Genomic DNA, 5,011 nt, shown 5'->3' on the forward strand with positions numbered 1-5,011 from the left:
AAACGAAAGTCTTTGAGTTATCAACGTTTGATGTGGGAACTGAGAAAAAAGAAGCAGCCTAGTCGTCTAAAACTAGATTGCAGAAGCCCATTGATCGACGCGAAGCGGCGTCGGTGGGTAGTTCACAGCTTCACAGTATCAAACGACAAATTTCAGACGAAAAAAAACCTTAACATCGCTGTTAAGGTTTCGTTCCTTCCTTTCGGAATGGATGGTGCCGACTGCCGGAGTCGAACTGGCGACCTACTGATTACAAGTCAGTTGCTCTACCAACTGAGCTAAGTCGGCACACAAAGATGTGTGCGATAAATATATTCTATTGAACTATTTATCTTGGCACCGAACAAATGTTTCTACACTATTTCTATCTTAAAAAAGTAAGCAACAAATATTCAAATAGGTTGAATAGATGGTGCCTCGACCCGGAATCGAACCAGGGACACGAGGATTTTCAATCCTCTGCTCTACCGACTGAGCTATCGAGGCAGTGTCTAATCTGCTGTCTTTTCGGCTTTGCCTTGAAGACGGGGCGTATTAAACTGTTTTTCGTTTTGTTCGTCAACCCTTTTTTTTAAATAAATGTTTGTTTGCTTGTTTTTTCTGCTTATTGGCGGAATAGTCAGCGTAAAATCACCATTTAATCAAAATACTTAATAAAAAAAGTTGTTGAATCACTATTTTTTCGGAGGAACGTAACCTTCAATTTCTGGTTCTTTTCCTTCAAAAAGATAAGCAACCATAGCAGCTTCTAAAAAAGCACGGTCATTTGGCTCCATCATGTTCATTTTTTTCTCATTAATAAGCATGGTTTGTTTTTGTTGCCAGTTTTTAAATGCTTCTTGGCTGATATTATCATAAATACGTTTGCCGACTTCTCCAGGATAAAGTTGAAATCCTAGTCCTTCAGCGTCTTTTTTTAAATTTTGGCAAAATATAATACGGCTCATAAGTTAATTCTCTTGTTCTAAGTTGTAAGTTGGTCTGTGCATTTATACTTTTACCATTTTAATATTCATCTGTATTTTAAAATGGTATCGATATATAAATATCATGGCTTTAATAAGCTGATCAATTTTTGCGTTGATGCTGCTAAGCCAACCGATGCAGTTGTGGCTAAATTATACCACTGTTGTTGGTTGTTTTCGTTGATTTCTTTTGCTGGTAATTGTTCACAATCAATCACTATTGGCGCTATATCTAAATGAAAGTGACTAAAGGTGTGGCGAAATTTTGTTAAGGGTACAGCGGATGTTTGTTTCAGGTTGAGTTTGGCTAATAAAACGGCAATTTCTTCTTCGTGTTGAACCTCTAAAAAACACCATAAACCTCCCCATATACCACTTGGTGGACGTTTCTCTAACAATACTTGCTGGTTGATACGAGGTATCACCATAATCGTTTGTTTTTCTGGGATGGTTTTCTTTGGTTTTTTTTGTGGGTAACTACTTTGTTCATGCAGTGAAAAAGCTAAACAACTGGCAGTTAACGGGCAAAGCTCACATTTAGGTTTACTGCGTGTACAAATAAGTGCGCCTAAATCCATCATCGCTTGATTAAACTGCGCAACACCTTCTTTGGGTGTTAATACCTCAGCAATAGGCCATAACGCTTTTTCATACTTACTTTGACCATTATGCCCTTCAACCATATAACAACGCGCTAATACCCGTTTTACATTACCATCAAGAATGGCGTGATGTTTATTTAGCGCCAAACTTAAAATAGCGCCAGCGGTTGAACGGCCAATACCGGGGAGGGCAATAACTTGCTCAATATCTTCAGGAAAAGAACCTTGGTATTGCTGAGCAATTATTTTTGCTGTTTTATGTAAATTACGAGCCCGTGCGTAATAGCCTAAACCTGTCCAGTGATGTAATACGTTATCTTCATCGGCATTAGCTAAATCGGTGATCGTTGGGAAACTGTCCATAAAACGATGATAGTACGGAATAACCGTTGCCACCTGCGTTTGTTGCAGCATTATTTCAGAGATCCATACACGGTATGGGGTTTTATTGTGCTGCCAAGGTAAATGCTTTCTGCCTTGGGCTTGATACCAGTCGAGTGTTTGCGTGGCAAAAAACTGTGCTGATTTCAGAGATATTTGAGTTTTATTTGTCATAGCGGCTTAGTTTACCTAATAAACGGACACGAATAAATGTGCATTTTTTATTGCAAAAATTTATAATGCCATTATGCTCTCGTCCATATTAATCTCGAGATTATTACTCGACATATACTTGCTAAGATTTAAGGAATTAAAATGAAATTAAATGCTAAAAACCGTAACCGCCGTTTACGTAAAAAATTACGTGTTGATGAATACCAAGAATTAGGTTTTGACGTCGCTTTTAAATTAGCTGACGGTACAGATAATGATACGGTTGATACTTTTTTAAATAACTTTTTTAATGAAGTTATTCAACCTAATGGTTTAGGTTTTGGCGGCGAAGGTGATGTGTTATGGCATGGTATCATTTGTACTCAAAATATTGGTAAGTGTACCGATGAAAACCGTACCGCTGTTGAATCTTGGTTAAATGAAAACGGTGCTACAGCCGTAGCTGTTAGCGATCTTTACGATGTTTGGTGGGCTGAATAACTTTATTCATCATAAATGAACTTTACCCGGCATTGTCAGTATTTTTCAGTGTCATTACTTATGTACAATAAGTGCAGACTCTGAAAATTTTGACTGCTTTGTTTAAAGCACATTTATTTAGAATAAAACTTGGATTATATTGAAGAAATATATGGTAGATAAAACTGAAAACACCCACAAGAGCATTGAACAAGCTGAAAAAGAAGGCAAATATATTCGCAAAGTACGTAGTTTTGTTAAGCGCGAAGGGCGTTTAACGAAAGGACAAGCGAGTGCATTGGAACAATTTTGGCCAACAATGGGCTTAAATCATCTTGATGGCATGATTGATTTTGCTGACTTATTTAACAATAGCAATGCTATTATTTTAGAAATTGGTTTTGGCATGGGTAAATCTTTAGTTGAAATGGCAAAGAATGCCCCTGAACTAAACTTTGTTGGTGTTGAAGTGCATCGTCCGGGTGTTGGTGCTTGTATTTCATTAGCAGATGAAGAAGGCGTTAATAATTTAAAGGTTTTTGAACACGACGCGATAGAAGTGCTTGCTGACTGCATTCCTAATGGTTCGTTAACGACCGTGCAATTGTTTTTTCCTGATCCTTGGCATAAAAAGAAGCATCATAAACGCCGTATTGTTTCGTTAGAATTTGTCGAAACGATTCGCCAAAAACTAAAAGTGGGTGGTGTTTTTCATATGGCTACTGACTGGGAAAATTATGCAGAATGCATGATTGAAGATATGAATTCAGCGCCAGGCTATAAAAATTTAGCCACCGATGGTGACTTTGTGCCGCGTCCAGATTCTCGACCATTAACGAAATTTGAAAACCGTGGTAATAATTTAGGTCATGGCGTTTGGGATATTCAATTTAAACGCCAAGATTAACCTAGAATGGACAATTAATTTAAGTACTCTTGTTCAACGTGAAAAAGATGCTGGCTATTACGTAAGTTGCCGGTATCTTTTAACCACTGGGTACTAATGATTTCTCGTTGTAAGGCTGCTTGCAAAATGCGCGCTTTATATTGCGACCAATAATAAATCGTTGCCTGTTGATGAATTTCGTTATTTGGAAAAATCTCACTTCTACTTTCTTCTAATTCAGCTAAAATATTAGCAATGACTTTCGGTTTTAACTCTTTTTCTATCTGTAGCTTAAATTTAGTAAAACGTTTTGCTTTAACTAATAACCATGCCATCGACAATAACGCGGCAACAGCAAAAACAAATAAAATATCTATACTCATGACTGATTTATTCTATAAAAACATTGCAGGCATCTTATCAGTCAAATTGAATTTGGCTAAAGCTTATTTTTATTTTATAACTATGACTGCAGTGAAAGTGAATTCGCCTATCTTTTCAAATTTACACGCTATGAATTAAACGCTAAATTGTGATTTTTCATGCATAAGTAACTTTGCTTTTAAGGCTAAACTACCGGCATAACCCGTTAATTTTCCATTAGCGCCGATAACGCGATGACAAGGGATAATTAATGCCATTAGGCTTTTTTTTCCAATATACATTACAGATATTAAACGCTAAATTGGGCTTTTTCATGCATAAGTAATTTTGCTTTCAAAGCTAAACCACCAGCATAACCCGTTAATTTTCCATTAGCGCCGATAACGCGATGACAAGGGATAATTAATGCCATTAGGCTTTTTTCCAATATACATTACAGATATTAAACGCTAAATTGGGCTTTTTCATGCATAAGTAATTTTGCTTTCAAAGCTAAACCACCAGCATAACCCGTTAATTTTCCATTAGCGCCGATAACGCGATGACAAGGAATAATTAAAGCAATCGGATTTTTTCCATTTGCTGCGCCAACCGCTCGTACGGCCTTTTCATTATTAATTTTTTTTGCTATCCATAAATAGCTTTTGGTATCACCTTGTTTAATGGTCAGTAATGCCTGCCATACTTTTTGTTGAAACGGTGTGCCTTGCGGTGCAAGTGACAATTCAAAGACAGTACGATGACCCGAAAAATATTCTGCAAGCTGTTGAATCACATTGATAAAGTGGCTTGAACTTTTTATGTAACTTTCATCAATAATAAGCGGTAACGCGCCATCTTGAAAAGCAAGCGCCGTTAATCCTTGGTCATTAGCGGTTAATGCTATATCGCCGTAAGGAGAAGGGGTGATAGTAAAGTACATATTTATTCCTTTGTTAATCTATATCTCTCGAACAATTGTGAGGATGATTTTCAATATATCACGCCAATTAATGATACCAATAGCTTACATTTTATCATTTACAACCGGCAGACATAACATGTGGCTGTTATGAAACATTATTAAAATTGCTTCATTAGTTAAAGCGCCACACTGAAATAAAGCATAAGTAGGTTTATGTCAGTAATTATTTATTAGCGGCTAACTTGTTACGGTATTG

7 protein-coding genes, 2 tRNA genes and 1 pseudogene are annotated in these 5,011 nt (G+C 36.8%); 2 read left to right on the plus strand and 8 right to left on the minus strand.

Annotated features, from left to right (window positions below; translation table 11 throughout):
* Positions 1-212: 212 nt before the first annotated feature.
* From ESZ26_RS18620 to mutY, 4 genes are all read right to left on the minus strand, one after another.
* Positions 213-288 (minus strand) — tRNA-Thr (locus tag ESZ26_RS18620).
* A gap of 122 nt (positions 289-410) precedes the next feature.
* A tRNA-Phe gene (locus tag ESZ26_RS18625) sits at positions 411-486 on the minus strand.
* A 188-nt stretch (positions 487-674) separates the two neighbouring features.
* A complete protein-coding gene (locus tag ESZ26_RS18630; RefSeq protein ID WP_146801256.1) occupies positions 675-947 on the minus strand; it encodes an oxidative damage protection protein in 273 nt (90 codons plus the stop codon).
* Positions 948-1,048: 101 nt separating this feature from the next.
* On the minus strand, positions 1,049-2,122 hold the full coding sequence (mutY, locus tag ESZ26_RS18635; protein ID WP_146801258.1) for an A/G-specific adenine glycosylase: 1,074 nt from the start codon (positions 2,120-2,122) through the stop codon (positions 1,049-1,051).
* A gap of 141 nt (positions 2,123-2,263) precedes the next feature.
* Here mutY and ESZ26_RS18640 point away from each other — a divergent pair, with 141 nt between their 5' ends.
* Together ESZ26_RS18640 and trmB are read left to right on the plus strand one after the other, a co-directional pair.
* A complete protein-coding gene (locus ESZ26_RS18640) occupies positions 2,264-2,602 on the plus strand; it encodes a 50S ribosome-binding protein YggL (protein ID WP_146801260.1) in 339 nt (112 codons plus the stop codon).
* 151 nt (positions 2,603-2,753) lie between these two features.
* The gene (gene trmB, locus ESZ26_RS18645; RefSeq protein ID WP_146801262.1) at positions 2,754-3,488 is read left to right on the plus strand and encodes a tRNA (guanosine(46)-N7)-methyltransferase TrmB; all 735 of its coding nucleotides are present in this window, start codon (positions 2,754-2,756) and stop codon (positions 3,486-3,488) included.
* 14 nt (positions 3,489-3,502) lie between these two features.
* On the opposite strand, the gene ESZ26_RS18650 is transcribed toward trmB, so the two are convergent.
* The 4 genes and pseudogenes from ESZ26_RS18650 to ESZ26_RS18665 all read right to left on the minus strand — a co-directional run bounded on the left by ESZ26_RS18650 (position 3,503) and on the right by ESZ26_RS18665 (position 4,773).
* Complete coding sequence (locus ESZ26_RS18650) at positions 3,503-3,850, minus strand: hypothetical protein (protein WP_146801264.1); 348 nt, start codon at positions 3,848-3,850, stop codon at positions 3,503-3,505.
* A gap of 135 nt (positions 3,851-3,985) precedes the next feature.
* Positions 3,986-4,108 (minus strand): methylated-DNA--[protein]-cysteine S-methyltransferase, encoded by a 123-nt coding sequence (locus ESZ26_RS18655; protein ID WP_395881603.1) that lies wholly within the window; start codon positions 4,106-4,108, stop codon positions 3,986-3,988.
* Positions 4,109-4,140: 32 nt separating this feature from the next.
* Positions 4,141-4,260: pseudogene (locus ESZ26_RS18660) on the minus strand (methylated-DNA--[protein]-cysteine S-methyltransferase); the annotation flags it as partial.
* Between the two features lie 33 nt (positions 4,261-4,293).
* On the minus strand, positions 4,294-4,773 hold the full coding sequence (locus tag ESZ26_RS18665) for a methylated-DNA--[protein]-cysteine S-methyltransferase (RefSeq protein WP_146801270.1): 480 nt from the start codon (positions 4,771-4,773) through the stop codon (positions 4,294-4,296).
* Positions 4,774-5,011 lie beyond the last annotated feature (238 nt).

The organism is Colwellia hornerae, from assembly GCF_007954355.1.
Lineage (GTDB): Bacteria > Pseudomonadota > Gammaproteobacteria > Enterobacterales > Alteromonadaceae > Colwellia_A > Colwellia_A hornerae.